At 65.8% G+C, this 18,431-nt stretch carries 23 protein-coding genes; 15 read left to right on the top strand and 8 right to left on the bottom strand.

All coding sequences use genetic code 11. From position 1 onward, the window contains the following. Positions 1 to 84: 84 nt before the first annotated feature. Positions 85 to 477 carry a hypothetical protein gene (locus BTE28158_RS13735; RefSeq protein WP_151048672.1) on the bottom strand — a complete coding sequence of 131 codons (393 nt, stop codon included), beginning with the start codon at positions 475 to 477 and terminating at the stop codon, positions 85 to 87. A 188-nt stretch (positions 478 to 665) separates the two neighbouring features. Between BTE28158_RS13735 and BTE28158_RS13730 the strand changes: the two genes are divergently transcribed. Then, positions 666 to 1,013: a carboxymuconolactone decarboxylase family protein gene (locus BTE28158_RS13730; protein WP_151048695.1), complete on the top strand. Its 348-nt coding sequence runs from the start codon at positions 666 to 668 to the stop codon at positions 1,011 to 1,013. 41 nt (positions 1,014 to 1,054) lie between these two features. Beyond that, positions 1,055 to 2,008 (top strand): cation diffusion facilitator family transporter, encoded by a 954-nt coding sequence (locus tag BTE28158_RS13725; protein WP_151048671.1) that lies wholly within the window; start codon positions 1,055 to 1,057, stop codon positions 2,006 to 2,008. Positions 2,009 to 2,067: 59 nt separating this feature from the next. Here the strand turns inward: BTE28158_RS13725 and BTE28158_RS13720 are convergent, their stop codons facing one another. Beyond that, positions 2,068 to 2,685, bottom strand: coding sequence for a hypothetical protein (locus BTE28158_RS13720; RefSeq protein WP_124901656.1), 618 nt, complete (start codon positions 2,683 to 2,685; stop codon positions 2,068 to 2,070). Then, positions 2,679 to 2,915: a hypothetical protein gene (locus tag BTE28158_RS13715; protein ID WP_151048670.1), complete on the bottom strand. Its 237-nt coding sequence runs from the start codon at positions 2,913 to 2,915 to the stop codon at positions 2,679 to 2,681. The genes BTE28158_RS13720 and BTE28158_RS13715 overlap by 7 nt, the downstream gene beginning before the upstream one ends. On the opposite strand from BTE28158_RS13715, the gene BTE28158_RS13710 reads away from it, so the two are divergent. Beyond that, entirely contained in the window at positions 2,914 to 5,205 is a 2,292-nt protein-coding gene (locus tag BTE28158_RS13710) for a heavy metal translocating P-type ATPase (protein ID WP_151048669.1), read from the top strand. The genes BTE28158_RS13715 and BTE28158_RS13710 overlap by 2 nt on opposite strands. 12 nt (positions 5,206 to 5,217) lie before the next feature. Here BTE28158_RS13710 and BTE28158_RS13705 read toward each other — a convergent pair whose 3' ends face one another. The 3 genes from BTE28158_RS13705 to BTE28158_RS13695 all read right to left on the bottom strand — a co-directional run bounded on the left by BTE28158_RS13705 (position 5,218) and on the right by BTE28158_RS13695 (position 7,419). Next, complete coding sequence (locus tag BTE28158_RS13705; protein ID WP_151048668.1) at positions 5,218 to 6,168, bottom strand: universal stress protein; 951 nt, start codon at positions 6,166 to 6,168, stop codon at positions 5,218 to 5,220. A 266-nt stretch (positions 6,169 to 6,434) separates the two neighbouring features. Further along, entirely contained in the window at positions 6,435 to 7,001 is a 567-nt protein-coding gene (locus BTE28158_RS13700; protein WP_124906112.1) for a cytochrome b, read from the bottom strand. Between the two features lie 43 nt (positions 7,002 to 7,044). After that, a complete protein-coding gene (locus BTE28158_RS13695; RefSeq protein WP_059602810.1) occupies positions 7,045 to 7,419 on the bottom strand; it encodes a cytochrome b562 in 375 nt (124 codons plus the stop codon). A 163-nt stretch (positions 7,420 to 7,582) separates the two neighbouring features. Between BTE28158_RS13695 and BTE28158_RS13690 the strand changes: the two genes are divergently transcribed. The 3 genes from BTE28158_RS13690 to BTE28158_RS13680 all read left to right on the top strand — a co-directional run bounded on the left by BTE28158_RS13690 (position 7,583) and on the right by BTE28158_RS13680 (position 10,068). Then, the gene (locus BTE28158_RS13690; RefSeq protein ID WP_151048667.1) at positions 7,583 to 8,245 is read left to right on the top strand and encodes a response regulator; all 663 of its coding nucleotides are present in this window, start codon (positions 7,583 to 7,585) and stop codon (positions 8,243 to 8,245) included. Continuing rightward, a complete protein-coding gene (locus BTE28158_RS13685) occupies positions 8,245 to 9,594 on the top strand; it encodes an ATP-binding protein (protein WP_170296415.1) in 1,350 nt (449 codons plus the stop codon). Before BTE28158_RS13690 ends, BTE28158_RS13685 begins: the two co-directional genes overlap by 1 nt. Positions 9,595 to 9,747: 153 nt before the next feature. Next, positions 9,748 to 10,068, top strand: coding sequence for a DUF4148 domain-containing protein (locus BTE28158_RS13680; RefSeq protein ID WP_151048665.1), 321 nt, complete (start codon positions 9,748 to 9,750; stop codon positions 10,066 to 10,068). 32 nt (positions 10,069 to 10,100) lie between these two features. Here BTE28158_RS13680 and BTE28158_RS13675 read toward each other — a convergent pair whose 3' ends face one another. Next, on the bottom strand, positions 10,101 to 10,289 hold the full coding sequence (locus BTE28158_RS13675) for a hypothetical protein (RefSeq protein ID WP_239007288.1): 189 nt from the start codon (positions 10,287 to 10,289) through the stop codon (positions 10,101 to 10,103). A gap of 227 nt (positions 10,290 to 10,516) precedes the next feature. Between BTE28158_RS13675 and BTE28158_RS13670 the strand changes: the two genes are divergently transcribed. From BTE28158_RS13670 to BTE28158_RS13645, 6 genes are all read left to right on the top strand, one after another. Next, positions 10,517 to 10,657: a hypothetical protein gene (locus tag BTE28158_RS13670; RefSeq protein ID WP_170296414.1), complete on the top strand. Its 141-nt coding sequence runs from the start codon at positions 10,517 to 10,519 to the stop codon at positions 10,655 to 10,657. Next, a complete protein-coding gene (locus BTE28158_RS13665) occupies positions 10,654 to 11,460 on the top strand; it encodes a transporter substrate-binding domain-containing protein (protein ID WP_059602822.1) in 807 nt (268 codons plus the stop codon). Before BTE28158_RS13670 ends, BTE28158_RS13665 begins: the two co-directional genes overlap by 4 nt. A gap of 89 nt (positions 11,461 to 11,549) precedes the next feature. Further along, positions 11,550 to 12,236, top strand: a complete 687-nt coding sequence (locus BTE28158_RS13660; protein WP_151048664.1) for an amino acid ABC transporter permease — start codon at positions 11,550 to 11,552, stop codon at positions 12,234 to 12,236. Continuing rightward, positions 12,233 to 12,883, top strand: coding sequence for an amino acid ABC transporter permease (locus BTE28158_RS13655; protein WP_151048663.1), 651 nt, complete (start codon positions 12,233 to 12,235; stop codon positions 12,881 to 12,883). The genes BTE28158_RS13660 and BTE28158_RS13655 overlap by 4 nt, the downstream gene beginning before the upstream one ends. Continuing rightward, entirely contained in the window at positions 12,870 to 13,619 is a 750-nt protein-coding gene (locus tag BTE28158_RS13650) for an amino acid ABC transporter ATP-binding protein (protein ID WP_059681034.1), read from the top strand. Before BTE28158_RS13655 ends, BTE28158_RS13650 begins: the two co-directional genes overlap by 14 nt. 100 nt (positions 13,620 to 13,719) lie before the next feature. Beyond that, positions 13,720 to 14,250, top strand: a complete 531-nt coding sequence (locus BTE28158_RS13645) for a GNAT family N-acetyltransferase (RefSeq protein WP_151048662.1) — start codon at positions 13,720 to 13,722, stop codon at positions 14,248 to 14,250. 31 nt (positions 14,251 to 14,281) lie between these two features. On the opposite strand, the gene BTE28158_RS13640 is transcribed toward BTE28158_RS13645, so the two are convergent. Next, on the bottom strand, positions 14,282 to 15,160 hold the full coding sequence (locus tag BTE28158_RS13640; RefSeq protein WP_124625148.1) for a LysR substrate-binding domain-containing protein: 879 nt from the start codon (positions 15,158 to 15,160) through the stop codon (positions 14,282 to 14,284). A 126-nt stretch (positions 15,161 to 15,286) separates the two neighbouring features. Between BTE28158_RS13640 and argH the strand changes: the two genes are divergently transcribed. The 3 genes from argH to BTE28158_RS13625 are packed head-to-tail and all read left to right on the top strand — an operon-like array spanning position 15,287 to position 18,407. Further along, the gene (gene argH, locus BTE28158_RS13635; protein WP_174919922.1) at positions 15,287 to 16,720 is read left to right on the top strand and encodes an argininosuccinate lyase; all 1,434 of its coding nucleotides are present in this window, start codon (positions 15,287 to 15,289) and stop codon (positions 16,718 to 16,720) included. Further along, the gene (locus BTE28158_RS13630; protein ID WP_151050378.1) at positions 16,714 to 17,607 is read left to right on the top strand and encodes an amino acid ABC transporter permease; all 894 of its coding nucleotides are present in this window, start codon (positions 16,714 to 16,716) and stop codon (positions 17,605 to 17,607) included. The genes argH and BTE28158_RS13630 overlap by 7 nt, the downstream gene beginning before the upstream one ends. Next, positions 17,604 to 18,407, top strand: coding sequence for an amino acid ABC transporter ATP-binding protein (locus BTE28158_RS13625; RefSeq protein ID WP_151050376.1), 804 nt, complete (start codon positions 17,604 to 17,606; stop codon positions 18,405 to 18,407). The genes BTE28158_RS13630 and BTE28158_RS13625 overlap by 4 nt, the downstream gene beginning before the upstream one ends. Positions 18,408 to 18,431: the final 24 nt, after the last annotated feature.

Here is an 18,431-nt window from a genome sequence, read left to right as displayed (position 1 = left end):
GTTCGACAGGTCACGGCAGGCTACGCGAGCAGCCGATCGCGACCGGCACGGCGTGCCCGTCGCCGCGCACGCCGTGCCACGCGATCACTGGCCGGCGGCGCCGCTTGCAGGGCCGCCAGGCTGGCCGTGCATGTAGCTCGGCCCCATGCCCGTGCCCATGCCTTGCCCCCGATGCATGCCCCACCTGGGTGGAACGTCGGGCAACTTGATACCGCGCGCCTTTGCGCGCTTCTGCATCTCGGCGTGATGCGCCGCGCGGATTTTCTCGCGCTCGGCGTCCGATGCCGCAGCGAGCATCCGGGTACGGTATGCGCTGCGCTCGGCGGGTGTCATCAGCTGACTGCCGTACATCATACCGCCCGGCTCGACGGCGGAACCGCCAGCGGGCTGGCGCGGCTGTGCATCGGCCAGACTGGCCGTCATCGCGACCGCGACGCCGATCAGGCACGAAACGGTGAACCTGCTCACTGCGGACATGACGCTCTCCAAATCGTTTGCATGGTTTCAACCGTACGCAAAGATGACGATCGAACCTTTGCCGCAGATCAAGTCCCCGCGGAGTGCCGGCGATCATGCTGTTGTCAAACGTGCGGCTCATCATTCGGCGTCACGGCGACGAAGCGTGGTGCGCCCACTCGATTCCTGTCCTGTCGGAGCTGCCAGCCATGTCGAATTCATTGCACTATCGTGAAAGAACCGCGGAAGTCGCCGAGCAGATGCGCAAGCTTCGGCAATCGCAGCCAGACCTCATGTCCGCCTTCGGCGCACTGGGCGCGGCCGGTACCAAAGAGGGCGCGCTGACGAAGAAGACCCGCGAGCTGATCGCGTTAGGCATCGCGATCTCGTGCCGCTGCGACGACTGCATCGGTTTCCACATACAATCGCTGATCAAGCTGAAGGCGACGCGCGAGGAGATCGAGGCGGTCGCCGGTGTCGCCGTCTACATGGGCGGCGGCCCGTCGATGATGTACGCGGCACATGCGTTGATCGCGTTCGACGAGCTTTCGACGTGACGTGCGGCCTTGCTCAACCCTGGAAAGTGACCTGAATCGTGATGTCAAGAAATCCCGACGTTGTTTCGGAAACCGTCGCTGAAGCGACGCCCGCGATGGCCGCCGCGGCCACGCGAAGCACCTGGGTGAGCGTGGCGGTCAACCTCGCGCTGAGCATCGCGCAAGTGGTGATCGGCATCCTGTCCCGATCGCAAGGTCTCGTCGCGGACGGGATTCACTCATTGTCCGACCTGATCGCGGATTTCGTCGTGCTGCTGGCCAGTCACCATAGCCGCAAGCCCGTCGACGAAAAGCATCCTTACGGCCATCAGCGCTTCGAAACCGGCGCGTCGCTGGCACTTGCCGCAATCCTGCTGCTGGTGGGGGGCGGGATGCTCTGGTCCGCCATCCAGAAGCTCGAGCATCCGGAAGCGATCGCGCGCGTCCACGTCGCGGCGCTCTGGGTCGCGCTCGTCGCGCTCGCCGCGAAGGAAAGCCTGTTCCGTTACATGTTCGCGGTCGCCACGCGAGTGAAGTCGAGCATGCTCGTCGCCAACGCATGGCACGCGCGTTCGGATGCCGCATCGTCGCTGGTCGTCGCTTGCGGCATCGTCGGCAACCTGCTCGGTTATCCGCTGCTCGATCCCGTCGCCGCGCTGATCGTCGGCGGGATGATCGTGAAAATGGGCGCCACGTTCGGCTGGGACGCCTTGCACGACCTGATGGATCGGGCGGCCGACGCCGAAGACGTGCAGGCGATCCGCGCGACGCTGCGCGCGACGCCGGGCGTGCTCGACGTGCACGACCTGCGCACGCGAAAGACCGGCGACCTGATCCTCGTCGACGTGCATCTCGACATCGACGCCGATCTCACGGTTGCGCAAGGGCACGACATCGCGGTGGACGCGCGTGCTCGCGTGATGAAGCATCACCGCGTCCTGAACGTGATGACCCACGTCGATCCGCGCAAGCGGGAACGCATCGCTGAAACCGCGTCCGGGATGCGCGGCCGGTAAGCGGCACCGGTCGGCCGGTCAGCCGGTGCGGCCGATCGGCACGGCGTGCATGCCGGGTGTCATTCCGCGCCGCGCGGAGGATGGCCGCGCCGGAACGTCAACCGGCGTTCCTTGAGAAGCGCGCGCCAATTGAGCTTCATCAACGCGAAGACGACGCCGAGCAACGCCAGTTGCGTGACGATGAAGTATCCGCCGAGATAAGTGCCTTCGAGCCCGGACTCCACGTCCAGCCGGGTCGACGCAAGGCGGCCGAGGTGCGCCCAGATCGCATAGGTCGCGGCGCGGCCGACGAAGAACGCCGCGGCAATGATCCTGAGCGGCAATCCGGAAAGGCCGTATGCGATGAACAGATAGTTCGACGGAAGCGGGCTCAGGGCATAGAAGAAGAACGCCCCGGCGGTGAGCGTCCTGTGCTTGCGCAGCCAGTGCGTGGCGACGTCGATGTTCTCGCGATCCGATTGCCGCATCCAGCGGGCGCGCACGAGCGATCTTGCGAAGGTCGCCAGGATGACGCGGCCAGTCGTCGCCGCGCCGGCCGCCACGATGGCAAAGATCAGCGGATTGCCGTCAGGCAGGTTGAACCCGACCCACGACATCGCCATCCACGTGGGCGGGGCGAACGCCGGCATGAGATTCAGCAGAAGAATCAGCAGAAACAGTACCGCCAGCGTCAGCACGATATCGCCTCCAGGCGCTTCAGTGTCACGCTTCGATTGTGCTGACGAAAGGCGCCGCCCGCTTGACTCACGTCAAGCATCGCGCCGTGCCGGTCGTTCGCGTGACGCGCTTCGCCGTGACTCAGGTCAACGGTCGAACCGCGGCATTTCCTAGACTGATGCCACGCCGTGAGCAACCGGAACCGGATGCGGCGAACCCCGCCGTGCACGGCAATCGGAAGAATGGTCATGTCCCGAATCCGCTGGTCGATCGATCTCGCGTTGCTGGTCCTTGCAGCGTCTACGCTTGCCGCGGGGGGCATGTGCGTGGCGTTCGGTCTGCTTTCACTCGCGCGGGGCGTCTGGCTGGTGGGTACGGTGCCGGTCTTGCTCGCGTTGACCGTGTCGCTTGCGAAGGCCGTGGCGAAACGGCAGGCCGGCATCGACGTGCTCGCATGGCTGGCGATCGGCCTGGCAATCGCGCTCGACGAGACGCTGACCGCCGCGGTCATCGCATTGATGCTGGCCAGCGGCCGGACGCTGGAGCGGTATGCGCAAGACCGCGCGCAACGCGAGATGACCGCGCTGCTCGGCCGTGCCCCCCGGCAGGCGACCCGGTTCGAGAACGGTGAATGGCGTTCGGTCGCGCCGGAAACCATCGTTCCGGGTGACAGGCTGCTCGTGCGTAGCGGCGAATGCGCGCCGGTCGACGGCACGTTGACCGACGACGCGGAACTGGACGAGTCCATGTTGACGGGCGAGTCGTCCACCCAGCGGCGACGTTCCGGCGAAACCGCATGCAGCGGCGTGGTCAACGCAGGCGCGCCATTTGAAATGGTCGCCCGCACCACGGCAGGCGACAGCACGTTTGCGGGCATCGTCCGCATGGTCGAGCGCGCCCAACACGAGCGCGGTCCGGCCGTGCGTCTCGCGGATCGCTACGCGGCATTCTTCGTGCTCGCCTCGCTGCTCGTCGCCGGCACCGCGTGGCTGCTGACCGGCGACGTCACACGCGCGCTCGCCGTGCTCGTCGTCGCCACGCCGTGTCCGTTGATCCTCGCCGTGCCGGTCGCCATCGTGTCCGGCATGTCGCGTTGTTCGAAACGCGGCATCCTGGTCAAGGGCGGGGGCGCGCTCGAACGTCTCGCGCAAGCGACGATTCTGTTCTTCGACAAGACCGGGACGCTGACGGGAGGGCGGGCACGCATCGTTGCGATCGAATGCGGCACGAACGTTGGCGCGGGCGATGTGCTGCGTTTCGCGGCGTCATTGGCACAGGCTTCGGGACACGTCATTTCGGATGCGCTGACGGTCGCCGCGCGGGAACGCCGGATCAATCTGTCGCCGCCATCGGTCGTCATGGAAACGGCGGGCGAGGGCGTCACAGGCCGGGTCGACAACCGAACCGTCGCGATCGGCAAGTTCGGATACGTCGCCGCCTCTTCAACGGTCGCCCCCTGGAGCGACGCGTTCCTCAAGCGGGTCGGCAACGAGGGCGGGGCTGCCGTGTTCGTCGGCGTCGATGGTGTCATGATCGGTGCGATTCAGATGGCCGACCAGGTGCGGCTGGAAACGCCGCGGGCATTGCGTCTGTTGAAACGAGAAGGCGTCGAGCGCCTCGTCATGCTGACCGGCGACCGGCGAGACATTGCCCAGGCCGTCGGCGAGTTGCTGGGTGTTACCGACGTGCGTGCCGAGCAGACGCCGACGGACAAGCTTGCCGCTATTCAGGCCGCGCGCAAGGAAGGCGTGACGATCATGGTCGGCGACGGCGTGAACGACGCGCCGGCGCTCGCGGCCGCCGACGTCGGTATCGCGATGGGTGCGCGGGGGGCGGCCGCGTCATCCGAAGCCGCCGACGTGGTACTGCTGGTGGATCGGCTGGATCGACTCGTGGATGCGATACGTATCGCACGACGGTCGCGCCGAATCGCACTCGAGAGCGTGGTGGCTGGCATGTCGCTGTCGGTCGTCGCAATGACGATTGCGGCGGCCGGATTCCTGCAGCCGATTGCCGGTGCGGTCATTCAGGAAGTCATCGACGTCGTCGTCATCATCAATGCGTTACGCGTGCTGCTGGTTCGCCCGAGGCCAACGGACGCCCGACTCGCCGATGTCGACGTCGAGCAACTCAAGCGCGAGCACACGGCATTGTCACCGTTGCTGGACCAGATCAGGGATCTCGCGGATCGTATGCCGCAACTATCCGGGGCAGCCATCGCCAGTGAGCTTGTCCACGTGATCGACTCGCTGGACGAACGGCTGCTGCCGCACGAACGCGCCGAGGATCGGGACGTCTACGCGCGACTCGCCCCGCTTCTCGGTGGCGAGGACCCGCTAGCGGCGATGAGCGGCGCACACCGGGAGATCTTCAAGATGGTCCGATCGCTCAGGCAGATGGTCGCGGACCTGCCGCGAGACGGAACGAACGCCCTGCAGGTGCAGGCGATACAGCGCTTGTTGTACGGGCTGGAAGCGATCGTACGCCTGCATTGCGCTCAGGAGGAGGAACTGTTCCACGCCGTCGGAGCGGATGCGTGACCCTGAAACGCGTCACGCATGCGGCGCACTCACCAGAAGAACCGGCGTTTTCGTGATGCGCGCAACGCGTCCGGCCACGCTGCCGACGAGCCAGCCCGTGACGCCGCGCCGCCCATGGGTGCCCATGACGATCATGTCCGCGCTCCATTCGATGGCGTCGTTCACGATCAGGTGAGGCACGTCCGCGCCGGTGCGATCCGTTTGAATCAGTTGAGACTGCGAGTGCGCGGGTGTGCCATCGAGCAGGGCCATGGCTTTTTGCAGTGCACGATTGCCTTCGCTGACCAACGCGGCTTCCAGCGTCTCGACGGGGACGAAATCACCCAGCGATGTGGGGCGATCGAGCACGTGTATCGCCCGGAATTCGGTCTCGGGACGCGAGAATTTCAACCCCGTTTGCAATGCGTGGAGCGCAATCGGGCTTCCGTCGACAGCGAACAGCATCCGCCGCGGCAGGTGCTCGGCGACCGACGCAAAACCTTCCGGAACGATGAGCAGCGGGCAACCAACGAGCTTGCCGAGCGGGCCGGAAACCGTTCCCTCGATCCATCCGAGCAGGCCATGATGCTGACGTGTGCCGACGATCATGAGTTCGGCCTGCCAGGCTTGTGCACTTTCGGCCAGCGCATGCACGACATCCCCGCCGTGCGTGGACAAGTCGATGACTTCCGTGTCGATCGAGATGTCGTCGCGCGAAATGGCGCTTTGGGCGCGCGACAGCGCGTCGGATGCGTCTCGCAACAATTCGTCGCGGGCCGATTCGAGAAATGCCGTGGCTTTCGACCCGAGCGGGACGAGCGTTCGCGGATTTTCCGCAACGCTGACGATATGCACCGCGGCATTCGACGGGAGGAACGCTTTGGCATACGCGAGGGCATGTGTGGATGCGGTGGAACCGTCGACGGCGATCAATACCCGCTGGGAGGCGGAGACTGCCTGGACGGGTGAAGTGCTGGTATTCATGAATGTCTCCCGGTGACAACCGACGGTCTTGTACACGGCAATTTTTCGCACGAGAGCCGTCTACCGGCTTGACCTTCGTCAAGCACGTTCGTCTTCGCAGTGCCGGGTGAAATGGCGGCTCGATTGCGTCGAGTGCATGGCCGTTGCCACGTTGAATGCCATGTTCCTTGCCAGGACGACCTCACCGGCATCCAGGGCCCGACCGAAGGTTCAAATCAGGCGTTTGCCGGCATTCACGGTCAACGGCATGGTGACGTGCTCGACGCTCAATTCCGGTCACCGGACGGGACCCGCTGCCGGGCGACGCGCGCGGGCAAAGGCAGAATGCGCGGAAACACGTTCTCCGACCTGAACAGCTTGTGCGCCACCGCGCCCAGCACGTGCAGGCCGACCAGCGCGGCGAGCCCGTAAGCCGTCAGCGCGTGCAGTTCTCCCAGCCAATGCGACAGCTCGCGACTCCTGGGCACCAGGGTCGGTAGCGAGAAGAGCCCGAAGCAGCTGGCCGTGTGCCCGGCCGCGTTCGTCTTCATCCACCCGAGCACGGGAATGGCGAACATCAGCACATAAAGCAGCCCGTGGACGCTGCGTTCCGCGAAATGGTTCAGCGTGCCGGCCGGATTGACCGATGGCGGGAGGCTGCGGCGCATACGCAGCCGATTCACGATACGAAGCGCCACGAGCCCAAGAATGGCGATGCCGATCGACTTGTGCAGGCTGACGAGGTCCTCGTTGTCGTCGAGCAGCAAGCCGACGATCAGGTTGCCGATCAGCGCGGCGGCCAGCAGCCAGTGCAGCAGGCTGATCGACAGCGGATAGCGGGTATTGGTTTTCATGACGGGAATGTCTGTTCAGTGGTGAAAGCGTGCCCTGCTCGGGTTATCCGAGCAGGTCGTGATAGTGCTTTTTCGATCCGTTGATTCGCCGCAGCGCCTGCTTGGCGGCCGACAGATCATTGGCCTGGATGGCCCGGTCGACCTCGGTCAATTCATCCCGCAATGTGCGCATGCCTTCGTCGTAAGTCGGTTGGTCATCGCGATACCGCTGGCGGCTCGCCTGCTGCGCATCGCTTTCGAGCCGGGCCACGTAGCCGCTCATTTCCGGGATTGCCCGGCTGTTCATGGCACCCTGCATCGCATGCTTCATGTCTCGCATCAGCGTCTTGATCTCGCCTGCCGACGCCGGCGCGGCAGCCACGAAAAGCAACGCGCCCAGCGTTGCGCAAAAATGGAGTCGGAACGGTAGTCTGCTCATGGTCGTCGATTCGATTGCGAGTGTCGGTGACGGCGACCATAGAATGCCGACGTTAACGGATTCTTAAGGACCGGATTTTTCCCGCCGTGCTTGATGCCGGTCGGTTTCTGCGGTTATCGTGCGCCAATGGACGCAATGTCCCGACCAAAAGGAACGCGACACCATGCGGGTGTTACTCGTGGAAGACGACAAACTGATCGGCAGCGGGGTGGAGGATGGCCTGATCGAGGCCGGCATGACGGTCGACTGGGCGCACGATGGCAGGCATGCGCAGCTCGCGCTCGAAACCACGCCGTATGACCTCGTCGTGCTCGATCTCGGCCTGCCCCGCATGTCGGGAGTCGAATTGCTCGACTGGCTTCGCAAGCGCCGCGACCATACGCCGGTGCTGGTCATGACCGCGCGCGACACGGTGGCCGATCGCGTGAGCGGCCTCAGTGCGGGCGCCGACGACTACATTGGCAAGCCGTTCGACCTGACCGAACTGATCGCCCGATGCCGTGCGCTCGTGCGACGCTCGCAGGGCCGGAGCACCGACACGATCGAATACGGCGACCTGTCGGTCGATCCTTCGTTGATGACGGTGACGCGCGGCACCGAACGGATCGGGCTGACGTCGCGCGAATGCGCGTTGCTGGTCGAACTGCTGGCCAACCAGGGTCGCCCGCTCTCGCGCGCCCGGCTCCAGGACAGCCTCTACGGCTGGAACGAAGAAATCGAAAGCAATGCGATCGAAGTGCATGTGTCGAATCTGCGCAAGAAACTGGGGGCCGAATTGATCCGCACGATTCGAGGTGTCGGCTACGTGGTGGAGAAAGCGTCGTGATGCGCTCGATCCGGCAACGGCTGACCTTACTGGTGCTGTCGGGTGTCGTGGTGGTCTGGGCGTATTCGCTGGTGTCGAGCTATCGCCAGGCGATTCACGAAGCGGAGGAATGGGACGAAACCCGCCTCGAGCAGATCGCAAGAGCGTTCGTCGCGCTCGATGCGTCCGATCTGCCGGTCTTCGCGGACATCGTCCTCGGCTCGGGGGAAGACAACGATGGCGACAACGATGCATCACCGCGCATGCTGTATCAGATCAGTGACGCGGGCGGACGAATCCTGGCCGCCAGTCCGGGGCTCGACTCGCTCCATCTGCCGGTGTCTCCCGCTGCCGCATCAAGCCCGATCCGGTTCGGCAATTCGAAGTGGCACGCGTACGTGATGACCGATGCCGCGCGCGGCCGCACCGTGCGCATCTTCGAACAACGCACGCACCGTTCGGACTTGTCCGCGGAGGTGGCGCGCCGTGTCGCGCGGCCGCTCGCATTCGCGTTGCCCGTGCTGGCCGTGTTGATCTGGCTGGCGATCGGACGCAGCCTGACGCCGCTACGGACGCTGTCGGAGGCAATCGCCGCACGTTCCCCCGACAGCCTCGATGCAATCCGCACGAAGGGCATTCCCGACGAAGTGCGGCCGCTGGTTGCCGCACTGAACACGCTGCTGCAACGTCTGCGCGGCTCGCTCGATCGCGAGCGCGCATTCACCAGCGACGCCGCGCACGAGCTCAAGACCCCGCTCGCCGCGCTCAAGGTTCAGGCACAGGTCGCGCTTACCGCACGCGATCCGGACCGTCAGCGGCGCGCGATGCAACGGGTAGTCGAGGGCGTAGACCGAAGCACGCATCTGGCGGACCAGTTGCTTGCACTGGCGCGACTTGACGAAACCGTCCCGATGCCCGGCGAGGACGTCGATCTCGCACGCGTGGTGCAGACCTGCATCGGCGACCACCAGGCGCGCGCCGATCGCAAGCAGATGTCGCTGATTTCATGCGTCGGCGGTCCGGTTATCGCACATGCATCGTCGACGCTTCTGCGCGTCCTGCTCGACAATCTAGTCGATAACGCGATCAAGTACGGTCGCGAGCAAGGGCGCGTCGAAATCACGTCGTGGCAGGATGCCGGCGCGATCCGCCTGCAGGTACGGGACGACGGACCGGGCGTCTCGAAAGAAGATCTGTCCCGACTGCAGGATCGCTTCTTTCGCGGTGCGGATCACGACGAAAGCGGCAGCGGCCTGGGGCTGTCCATCGTCGCGCGCATCGTGGCAAAACTCGGCGGGAGTCTGACGTACATCGACGGGTTGAACGGCAACGGGTTCGGCGTGCGCGTGACGTTGCCGTCATCGGCGTGACCGAAGCGGCGATTCCGGGTCCGCCCCTGTCTTTCACATCCGATGCGTTCGACGACGTGAAGTTAACGTTGCCTTCAGTTTGGCGGAGCATGCTGTCTCTACGGCAGAAGAGGTGTCCTCGGATGCCGGCCCTGTTCACTGGAGGTCGAGATCATGAAATTCGCAATCCGTACCATCGTGCTGGCGGCGGCCATCATCCCCGCATTCGCATTGGCAGCTCAATCAGGCGGCGGCCTGACCCGAGCGGAAGTCCGCGCGCAGATCAAGCAGGTCGAGCAGGCCGGTTACAACCCGGCCCGCAAGGACATTCACTATCCGCAATCGATCCAGCAGGCCGAGGCACGCATCCGGTCTTCCGAATCGACGCCGCAGGCCGATGTGTCGGGCTATGGGCCTGCATACGGGGCGGGGGCCGACTCGGGAGCCGCGATCCCGAATCATGCCGCGGCGCCTCGGTTGTACACGCATCATTGACGGCACACCCGCGAGCGTCGGGGCACCCACGTTCAATACGACTTGCCGGCAACGGTCGCCGACTCGAGCTCATGCGTGAAGATCCGGGTGCCTGCGGTATCCGCGACCGACTTGACCAGACCGACGCCTGGCGCGCGCCAGTCGTCGGCGGCCGTCGTGCTGGTCAGCGCCGGATTGTGGAACGTCTCGATGGTGTGATGGTGGCACGCGTTTTCGAACACCTTGCCGTTCTTCAGGCTGACCGTTTCTCGCGCGACGTACGGGCCGCCGTCTGGACACCGTCTGACGGAAAGACGGGCTATCCACGTTCGATGATCAGAAGCCGGCAGCCGTCCAATACGCCGGAGTCCGAATCCCCAGGGTGAACCGGTTAGGTAATTTGGTGCGCCGGCGCGCATTGCTAGGGCAACCGCCGCCGCCGGCGCCGGTTCATGCACCGAAATGAGGAATGCAGTTCGCCGGAATTCCTGTCTTGTGCCGGCGCGGCAAGCGTTACACGGTGATGGCCCGGTTTTTGCTGGAGTTGCCTTGGCCGCGCAACGGTTGCGCGCTGCCCGACGACATACCAGACAAGGAAGATTCACCGTGAGCCCGACGACTCGACCGTTTCCCCGACGCACCTGGCTGGCTGCGCTGATCGCAGCCCCCGTGATGGCGCTGTTCGCTGCTGCGCCGGCCCATGCCGACGCGCTCGACACCATCGCGAAAAGCGGCGCGCTGCGCGTCGCGGTGCCTGAAGACTATCCGCCGTTCGGCTCGGTCGGCACGGACATGCAGCCGCAGGGCTACGACATCGACATGGCCGAGCTGCTCGCCAAATCGCTCGGCGTGAAGCTGAAGCTGGTGCCCGTCAACAGCGCGAACCGGATTCCGTATCTGACGACCAACAAGGTCGACATGGTGATCTCGTCGCTCGGCAAGACGCCGGAGCGCGAGAAGGTCATCGACTTCTCGACGGCGTATGCGCCGTATTTCCAGGGCGTGTTCGGGCCGGCGGACGTGAAGGTGAGCGCGCCCGCCGACCTGACCGGGAAGACGGTCGGCGCCACGCGCGGCGCGCTCGAGGAGATCGCGCTGTCGCAACTCGCCCCGAATGCGACGATCAAGCGCTTCGAGGACAACAACGCGACGATCCAGGCATTCCTGTCGGGGCAAGTGCAACTGATCGCCGCCGGCAACATCGTCGCGGCGGCGATTCTCGCGAAGAATCCGCCGCGCCGGCCCGAGGTCAAGTTCGTGATCAAGAACTCGCCGTGCTTCGTCGGCGTCAACAAGAACGAACCGCGCCTGCTCGCGAAGATCGACGATGCGATCGCGCATGCGAAGCAGGACGGCACACTGGGTGCGATGTCGAGGAAGTGGCTCGGCCAGCCGTTGCCGGCCGGCCTGTGACGAACCGCCGTGCCGCCTGATACCTCGCCGCGGCCGGCACCGCCGGTGCGGCGGGTGTCATTGTCAGAACCCGAATTTACTCAATCGTCATGAGCTATCAGCTTCAATTCGGCGAGCTCGCCGAATACGCCGGCGTGTTCGCGAGCGGCGCGGCGATCACGCTTGCGCTGACTGCGGTCGCAACCGTGCTCGGCGTGGCGATCGGCGTGCTCGGCGCGGCCGCGTACAGCGCCGATGCTCCCGCGGCCGTGCGGCTGCGCCCGCTGATCGGCGCGTACGTCGAGGCGATCCGCAATACGCCGTTCGTCGTCCAGCTGTTCTTCATCTTCTTCGGATTGCCTGCGCTCGGCGTGCACATCGACGAATACACGGCCGCGATTCTCGCGATGACGCTCAATCTCGGCGCGTACTCGGTCGAGATCGTGCGCGCGGGTGTCGCCGCCGTCCCGAACGGGCATCTGGAGGCGGCATCGGCGCTTGCGATGTCGCGCGCGCAGATGCTGCGCCATGTCGTGCTGCCCCAGGCGCTCGCCAAGGTGTTTCCCGCGCTCTCGAGCCAGATCGTGATCACGATGCTCGGTTCGGCGGTCGTGTCGCAGATCTCGGTGGCCGATCTGACCTATGCGGCGGGCTACATTCAGTCGCGCAACTTCCGCGCATTCGAGACGTATTTCGTCATCACGCTCGCGTATCTGGCGATGGCGCTGCTGGTGCGTGGCGCGCTCGGCACGATGGGGCGCCGCCTGTTCTCTCGCCGCGTACGAGGTGCGCGATGACCGATTTCACGTTCGCGCAGATTCTCACAAACCTGTTGCTGGCCGCGCGCTGGACGATCGTGCTGTCGATCGTGTCGTTCGTGTCCGGCGGCCTCGTCGGCCTCGGGCTGCTCGTGATGCGCGTGTCAAGTTCGACCGTGCTGCGCGGCTGCGCGAAGCTGTATATCGAGATATTCCAGGGCACCCCGTTGCTGATGCAACTGTTCATCGTGTTCTTCGGCCTGCCGCTCGTCGGGCTCGACGTTCCGCCGTGGGTCGCGGCCACGGCGGGGCTGACGTTCTTCACCAGCGCGTATCTCGCGGAAATCTGGCGCGGCTGCGTCGAGGCGGTGCCGAAGGGGCAGTGGGAGGCGTCGGCGAGCCTGGCCATGAGCTACGTCGAGCAGTTGCGTCACGTGATCCTCCCGCAGGCCGCCCGCATCGCGATCGCACCGACGGTCGGCTTCGGCGTGCAGGCCGTGAAGGATACGGCACTGGTATCGATCATCGGCTTCACCGAGCTGACGAAGGTCGGCATCGCGATCTCGAACGCGACGTTCCGGCCGTTCGTCGTGTATGGCCTCGTCGCGCTGATCTATTTCGCGCTCTGTTATCCGCTTACCCGCTATGCGCGCACGTTGCAAAGGAGATGGCATGCCGCTCGTTGAAACCCGTGGTCTCGAAAAGAACTTCGGCACCCATCATGTGCTCAAGGGCATCGATTTCTCCGTCGAGCGCGGGCAGGTCGTATCGATCATCGGCCGCAGCGGTTCGGGCAAGAGCACGCTGCTGCGCACGCTCAACGGGCTCGAGAGCATCGACGCGGGTACGATCTCGATCGACGGCGAACGCGTCGATGCGCGGCACGCGGACCTGCGTGCGCTGCGGCTCAAGGTCGGGATGGTGTTCCAGCAATACAACCTGTTTCCGCATCTGAGTGCCGGGCAAAACGTGATGCTGGCGCAGTCCGTCGTGAAGAACACGCATCGCCAGCAGGCGCGCGCGATCGCGGAGCTGATGCTCGAACGCGTCGGCCTCGGCGACAAGTTCGACGCGTTCCCGGAGCAGCTGTCGGGCGGCCAGCAGCAGCGCGTCGCGATCGCGCGTGCGTTGGCGATGAAGCCGAGCGTGCTGCTGTGCGACGAAATCACGTCCGCGCTCGATCCCGAACTCGTGGGCGAGGTACTGGGCGTCGTCGAGCAACTCGCGCGCGAGGACATGACGCTGATCATGGTCACGCACGAGATGAACTTCGCGCGTGCGGTGAGCGACCGGATCGTCTTCATGCACCAGGGCAGGGTGTGGGAGAGCGGGACGGCCGAAGAGATCTTCGAGCGGCCGCAGACGGTGGAATTGGCGCGCTTTCTGGGCAGCGTCCGGAACACGGAAGCCGTTGCGCGCTGATCGGCCACGCCTGCGCGGTGCTGACATCGTCGCCCGGAACACCGACAATCCGGCGTGTGCGCCGCGCCCGCGCGCGCCGAGCCGCCCGAGAGAGTCCTCCATGTCCGGAATATCGATCAGGTCCGCCAGCCTCGACGATGCGCAGGCGATCGCCGATTTTCACGTCGACGTCTGGCGGCATACCTATCGCGATCTCGCGCCCGCGCATGCGCATGCCGCCCTCGACGAGCAGTATCGCGGCAGGAAATGGCGGGAGAAGCTGGCGTCGAACGAGCGCGACCAGCTGGTGCTCGTGGCGCAATCCGGTTACCGGATCGTCGGCATCGGAGCAGCCGGCGCGCCGTCGGAGCCGATTTTCGGCGGCCGTGGCGAAATCAAGTTTCTTTACGTCGATCCCCTCTTCAAGCGCCGCGGCATCGGCCGCATGCTGCTTGCGCAACTCGCAACGCATCTGCAAGCGTTACGGTATCCGGGCGCCGCGTTGAGTGTCGTCAAGGGAAACGCGGCCGCGATCGCGTTTTACGAGGCGTTGAACGGCCGGTTCGCGGGCGAGTACGTCGATGCGGGGCCGATCTGGCGTTCGCAAAACATCGTCTTGGTGTGGGACGACTTCGCGAGCCTCGTTTCCTGACGTCCAGCGCGACCGCAAGCGAGCGCGCGCATTACGCGAGCCGCGCGCGCAACCAGGTGGTGAACGCGGTCACGAGCGGCGTCTCGGTCAGCTCGTGACGCGTGACGAGATAGTACGCATGACGTGACGGCACCGTTTCGCTGAACGGCCGCACGAGCGTGCCGTCGATCAGGTCGTCGCGCACCGACAGGCTGTCGCCGAGTGCGACGCCCTGGCCGTGCACCGCGGCTTCGACGCCGATGTGCGCGTTGCCGATCTCGAGGATGCGGATGCCCGGCAGCCGGTCGGCTTTCGCTTCGGCCAGCCAGCGCATCCACGAGCCCGCGTGCTCGCAGAACAGCGTGCGCCCCGCGAGATCCTGCACCTTGCGGATCGCATCGCGCCCGTTCATCAGCGCGGGGCTCACGACCGGGAACAGCGCCGGATGCTCGAGCAGCTCGACGTGCCGGTTGCGCCAGTTGCCTTCCCCGTAGCGGATGCAGACGTCGACATCCGGCGAATAGATCTCGCGCTCGTCGTTCGACGGAATCACCTTCAGATGGATGCCCGGATAGCGCTCGAGAAAATCGCCGATGTGCCGGGCGAGCCAGCGCGACGTCAGCGACAGCGGCGTCGACACGACGAGATCGCCGACGGCGGCCGGCGAATCGAGCCTGACGGTGGCGTTCGCGATGATGTCGAACGCCGTGCCGACCGGCTCCAGCAGCGCTTCGCCTTCGGGCGTAAGCTTCACGCGCGCCTTTGATCTGACGAATAGAGCGACGCCGAGCGTGCTCTCGAGAATCCGGATCTGGTGGCTCACCGCGCTCGCGGTCACGTGCAGTTCGTCGGCGGCGGCCGATACGCTGCCGCGCCGGGCGGCGGCCTCGAACGCGCGAAGCGGGTTCAACGGGGGGAGGCGGTTGCGCATCGGCGAGCGTGTCGGCGAGGACGGTGCTGAGAAAAATTTCATTTAAGCGGATTCAATTTCTCGCTACAACAAAAAAAATTGAATGCCTACAGTGAGGGCACTCCAACCGAGACGAGGTCGTCCGCAATGAGCCTTACCGAACCGATCGAGCGCCTGTGGGGCGGTCGCTTTCAGTCGAAACCGTCCGAGGCGCTGCAGAACCTGTCGCGCTCCGATCCGAGTTTCTACCGACTCGTCCCGTACGATCTGGCAGGCTCCCGCGCGCATGCACGCGAGTTGAACCGCGCCGGCATCGTGAATGACGACGAGCTCGCGCAGCTGCTGGCCGCGATGGACGGTATCGCGCGCGACCATGCGGCCGGCGCGATCGCGCCTTCGCTCGCCGACGAGGACGTGCACACGTTCCTCGAACGCGTGCTCACGCAGCGGCTGCCGGCGCTCGGCGGCAAGCTGCGCGCCGGGCGCTCGCGCAACGACCAGGCGGCGAACGACCTGCGTCTGTACCTGCGCGACAAGGCGCGCCAGCTCGTACGCGGCGTGCTCGACCTGCAGGATGCGCTGGTCGGCCAGGCAAGCCGGCACATTGACACGGTCACCGCCGGCTTCACCCACCTGCAGCCCGCGCAGCCGATCGTGTTCGGTCATCAGCTGCTCGCGCATGCGCAGTCGCTGTATCGCGATGCCGACCGCCTGGTCGACTGGGACCGCCGCACCGCACGCTCGCCGCTCGGCGCGGCCGCGCTGGCCGGCTCGGCGATCTGCGTGCACCCCGATCTTTCAGCGCAGGAGCTCGGTTACGACGCGCCGTGCGAGAACTCGATCGACGCGGTGGCCGCGCGCGATCACGTCGCCGAATTCGCGTTCGTCACCAGCATGCTGGCGGTTGATCTGTCTCGCCTGTCGGAAGAAGTGATCCTGTGGACGTCCCGGCAATTCCGCTGGGTGGAACTCGACGACGGCTACGCGACGGGCAGTTCGATCATGCCGCAGAAGAAGAACCCGGACATCGCGGAACTCACGCGCGGCAAGGCGGGGCGCCTGATCGGCAACCTGACCGGCCTGCTCGCGACGCTCAAGTCGCTGCCGCTCGCATACAACCGCGATCTCGCGGAAGACAAGATCGCCGCGTTCGATTCGATCGACACGCTCGAACTCGTGCTGCCCGCCATGGCGGGGATGATCCGCACGATGCGCGTCAACGTCGACGAGATGCGCCGCCAGGCGCCGCTCGGCTTCACGCTCGCGACCGAGGTCGCCGACTGGCTGGCGCTGTCGGGCGTGCCGTTCAGCGAGGCGCACGAGATCACCGGCGCGCTCGTGCGCGCGTGCGAACGCGACGGCATCGAGCTCGCGGATGCCAGCACGGAGCAGCTGCAGGCCGTCGACCCGCGCCTCGCACCGGCGGTGCGCGCGCATCTGACGCTCGACGCGGCCGTCGCCGCTCGCGGCGGCGCCGGCGGCACGTCGCCCGCGCGCGTGCGCGAGCAGATCGGCCGCCTGAGCAACGCGATCGAACGCCAGGCCGCGTGGGCGGCCGACTACCGGGGGCCGTCATGCTGAGCGCATCCGATTCGCACCGTCTCCACGGCGCACCGGCCGCGGCCGTCGCCGCGGCGGACGACACCGCCGCACTCGTGCGCGTGCGCCGGCGCTACTGGGGCCGCTATGTCGCGTCGATCGCGATCATCGCCGCGCTCGCCTACGTGGCGCTCGCGTTCGCGCGCGGGCAGATCGAATGGCGCGTCGTCGGCCAGTTCCTGACCGCGCACTCGATCCTGACCGGCCTCGGCAACACGATCGTGATGACCGTCCTCGCGATGACGCTCGGCATCGTGCTTGGGGTCATCACCGCGGTGATGCGGCTGTCGTCGAACCCGGTGCTCGGTGCGATCGCGCAGGGCTACATCTGGCTGTTCCGCGGTACGCCGGTGATCCTCCAGCTACTGCTGTGGTTCAACCTCGCGCTGGTGTTTCCGACGCTCGGCATCCCGGGGATCGCCGAGTTTCGGACCGTCGACGTGATGACGCCGTTCCTCGCGGCGGTGCTCGGGCTCGGCATCAACCAGGGCGCGTATACGTCGGAAGTCGTGCGCGCGGGGCTGCTGTCGGTCGACACCGGCCAGTACGAGGCCGCGAAATCGATCGGCATGGCGCGCCTGCAGGCACTGCGCCGGATCATCCTGCCGCAGGCGATGCGCGTGATCGTGCCGCCGATCGGCAACGAGCTGATCGGCATGGTCAAGCTGACGTCGCTCGCGAGCGTCGTGCAGTACGCCGAGATGCTGCACAACGCGCAGAACATCTACTACGCGAATGCGCGCGTGATCGAGCTGCTGATCGTCGCGGGCATCTGGTATCTCGCAGTCGTCACCGTGCTGTCGTTCGCGCAGGCTCGTGTCGAACGGCGCTTCGCACGCGGCGCAGGCCGCGCGGCGGGCCGAAAATGAGCGGCACGACCCACAACCGTAAGGAGAACGTCATGACGAACGCGATCGTTCGCGCGGTCGACGTGCGCAAGTCGTACGGCGATTTCCAGGCGCTGCACGGTATCACGCTCGACGTCGCGCAGGGCGAAGTGCTGTGCATCATCGGGCCGTCTGGCTCCGGCAAGAGCACGTTCCTGCGCTGCATCAACCAGCTCGAGACGATCAGCGCGGGCGCGCTGTGGGTCAACGGCGAGCTGGCCGGTTACCGGCGCACGGGCAACCGGCTCCACGAGCTGTCGGAGCGTCAGGTCGCGCGCCAGCGGCTCGCGACGAGCATGGTGTTCCAGCGCTTCAACCTGTTCCCGCACAAGACCGCGCTCGAAAACGTGATCGAAGGCCCCGTGCAGGTGCTCAAGCGCCGCCGCGTGCAAGCAGAAGAAGAGGCCCGCGCGCTGCTCGCGCGCGTCGGCCTTGCGCACAAGTGCGGCGCGTTTCCGGTCGAGCTGTCGGGCGGCCAGCAACAGCGCGTCGCGATCGCGCGGGCGCTCGCGATGCATCCGCAACTGATCCTGTTCGACGAACCGACGTCGGCGCTTGACCCCGAACTCGTCGGCGAAGTGCTGGCCGTGATGCGCGATCTCGCGAAGAGCGGGATGACGATGATCGTCGTCACGCACGAGCTCGGTTTCGCGCGCGAGGTCGCCGATCGCGTCGTGTTCATGGACGCCGGACGGATCGTCGAGAGCGGGCCGCCCGACCAGGTGCTGTCCGCACCGACGCATGCGCGCACCCGCGACTTCATCTCGGCCGTGATTGCCTGAGCGGATCGCGCCGCCGACGAGACG

The organism is Burkholderia diffusa (assembly GCF_902499115.1).
GTDB classification, from domain to species: domain Bacteria; phylum Pseudomonadota; class Gammaproteobacteria; order Burkholderiales; family Burkholderiaceae; genus Burkholderia; species Burkholderia diffusa.
This window is presented reverse-complemented; position numbering and strand designations above follow the sequence as displayed.